This is a genomic window from Plasticicumulans sp., from assembly GCF_035331805.1.
Taxonomy (GTDB): domain Bacteria; phylum Pseudomonadota; class Gammaproteobacteria; order Competibacterales; family Competibacteraceae; genus Plasticicumulans.
Window position 1 is genome coordinate 1 of sequence record NZ_DAOLKE010000309.1, and the last position, 2,577, is coordinate 2,577.

The following is a 2,577-nucleotide window of genomic DNA, read 5'->3' on the forward strand; positions in this document are numbered from 1 at the left end:
GGGGTCGGCCAGCGGCAGCGCGCGGGGGGCGGCCGCACTCACGGATTCACGAGCCGGCGCAGCGGGATGAACAGGTCGCCGGCGATCAGGCCGCGCTCGCCGCCGGCCTGCACGGCCAGATCGGCGGCCTTGGCGTGCAGCCAGGCGCCGAGGCGCGCCGCGTCGAAGGCCGTGAGCCCCTGCGCAAGCAGCGCAGCGATGATGCCGGTCAGCACGTCGCCCATGCCGCCGCTCGCCATGCCGGGGTTGCCGGCAGCGATCACGACCGGCACGCCGTCCTCGGGGCGGGCCGAGGCGATGACGCTGCCGGCGCCCTTGAGCACCGCGACGCCGCCGAAGCGCTCGGCGAGTGCTTCGGCCGAGGCGAAGCGGTTGGACTGGACTTCGGCGGTGCTGCAGCCGAGCAGGCGCGCGGCTTCGGCCGGATGCGGGGTCAGCACCCAGTGATCGCGCCGGGACGGGGCATCGGCGAGCAGGTTCAGGCCGTCGGCATCGAGCACCAGCGGCAGCGCGGTGGCGAGCGCCGCCTTCCAGAGGCCACGCCCCCATTCGCTGCGTCCGAGCCCGGGGCCGACGGCGAGCACGCTGGCGCGCCCGAGCATCGACGCGAGCGCCTCGGCACTGCCCACGCTCCGGAACATGATCTCCGGCCGGCCCGACAGCAGATGGCTGGCGTGTCCCGGATGGGTCGCGCAGCTGACCAGCCCGGCGCCACTGCGCAGGGCCGCCTCCGAGCAGAGCTTCACGGCTCCGCCCATGCCGGCATCGCCGCCGATGACGAGCACGTGACCGAAGTCGCCCTTGTGCGCCGTGCGTGCGCGCGGTCCGAGCAGCGCGCCGCGATCGGCAGCGCTGTAGCGCAGCGCCTTGACCGGTGCCGCGGCGATCACGGCCGCCGGGGCGCCGAGATCGGCGAAGTGCAGCGTGCCGGCGTGCGCCGGACCGGCACCGGTGACGAGGCCGGCCTTCAGGCCGATGAAGCTGACGGTTGCATCGGCGATCACGGCCGCCTCGCCGAGCACGCAGCCGGTATCGGCGGCGAGGCCCGAGGGCAGGTCGATCGCCAGCACGCCGGCACCGGCGGCGCGTGCGGCGTTGATGGCGCGGATCGCGCTCAGGAATTCGCCCTCGACCGGCCGCTCCAGGCCGGTGCCGAGCAGCGCATCGACGATCAGGTCGCAGCGCGCCAGCCGCTCGGTGCTGAACGGCCGCACCGGCACGTCGGCCGCGACCGCATCGCGCAGCGCCATCGCCGCATCGCCCTTGAGCCGCTCCGGCGGCAGCAGCCACAGCGCCTCGACCGCGACGCCCCGCTCGATGAGCAGGCGCGCGAGCACGTAGCCGTCGCCGCCGTTGTTGCCGCCGCCGCAGATGATCGCGGCGCGCGCAGGCTGCGGCCAGTGCTGGTACAGCGCCTGCACGCAGGCCTCGGCGGCCCGCGTCATCAGCAGGTAACCGGGGAGGTTGTGGTCCTGGATGCTGGCACGGTCCATCTCGCGGACCGAGGCGGCGCTGTAGAGACGTTCGGGCAGGCGGTCGTCGGGTAACTTCATGGCCTCATGCCGCATTGCAGTATTTCGGGTTCGGGCACAATAGCCTTCCGCCCCGTGTGCCGCCAGCCGCAGGCCCGTCCGTGACCGAGCCTTCCCCCCCGCCCGTACCCGCAGCGCCGCAGACGCCGGCCGGCTGGGCGGCGCTCGCGGCAGACATCCGCACCTGGGCGCGCGAACTCGGCTTCACGGCGACCGGCATCAGCGGCGTCGATCTCGGCGAGGACGAGCAGCGGCTGATGGACTGGCTGGCCGCCGGTTTTCACGGCGACATGGACTACATGGCCCGTCACGGCACGCTGCGGGCGCGGCCGGCCGAACTCGTGCCCGGCACCTTGCGCGTGCTGTCGGCGCGCATCGACTACTGGCCCGGGGCCGGGGCGGCCGATGCCGGAACCGTGCTCGCCGACGGCACGCGCGCCTACGTCGCCCGCTACGCACTCGGGCGCGACTACCACCGCATCGTGCGTCCGCGGCTGGCGCGGCTCGCGCAGCGCATCGAGGCCGTGACCGGACCGTTCGTACACCGCGCCTTCGCGGATTCGGCGCCGATCCTCGAAAAGCCGCTGGCCGCGCGCGCCGGTCTCGGCTGGGTCGGCAAGCATTCCAATCTGCTCGCCCGCGACGGCTCGTGGTTCCTGCTCGGTGAGCTGTGCATGGCGCTGCCGCTGCCGGTCGATGCCCCGCAGCGCGCGCACTGCGGACGCTGCACGGCCTGCATCGACGTCTGCCCGACGCAGGCGATCGTCGCGCCCTACGTCGTCGATGCGCGCCGGTGTCTTTCGTACCTGAGCATCGAGCATCACGGCCCGATCCCGACCGAATTCCGGCGCGCCTTCGGCAACCGCATCATGGGCTGCGACGACTGCCAGCTGTTCTGCCCGTGGAACCGCCACGCGCAGCCGGCCATCGAGCCGGACTTCCGCCCGCGTCACGGCCTGGATGGTGCCGGCGTGGTCGAGCTGTTCGGCTGGGACGAGGCGACCTGGCTTGCGCGCAGCGAAGGCATGGCGCTGCGCCGGCTCGG

2 protein-coding genes are annotated in these 2,577 nt (G+C 73.8%); one reads left to right on the forward strand and one right to left on the reverse strand.

The annotated features are described in order from the left end of the window. Positions 1 to 38 precede the first annotated feature (38 nt). A complete protein-coding gene (locus PKE44_RS15860) occupies positions 39 to 1,553 on the reverse strand; it encodes an NAD(P)H-hydrate dehydratase (RefSeq protein WP_324553056.1) in 1,515 nt (504 codons plus the stop codon). Positions 1,554 to 1,633: 80 nt separating this feature from the next. Between PKE44_RS15860 and queG the strand changes: the two genes are divergently transcribed. Then, a partial coding sequence (gene queG / locus PKE44_RS15865; RefSeq protein WP_324553058.1) for a tRNA epoxyqueuosine(34) reductase QueG occupies positions 1,634 to 2,577 on the forward strand: 944 nt, incomplete at its 3' end.

Coding starts and splice junctions, on each gene's coding strand:
- PKE44_RS15860 (WP_324553056.1), bottom strand. CDS start 1,553: ATGAAGTTACCCGACGACCGCCTGCCCGAACGTCTCTACAGCGCCGCC.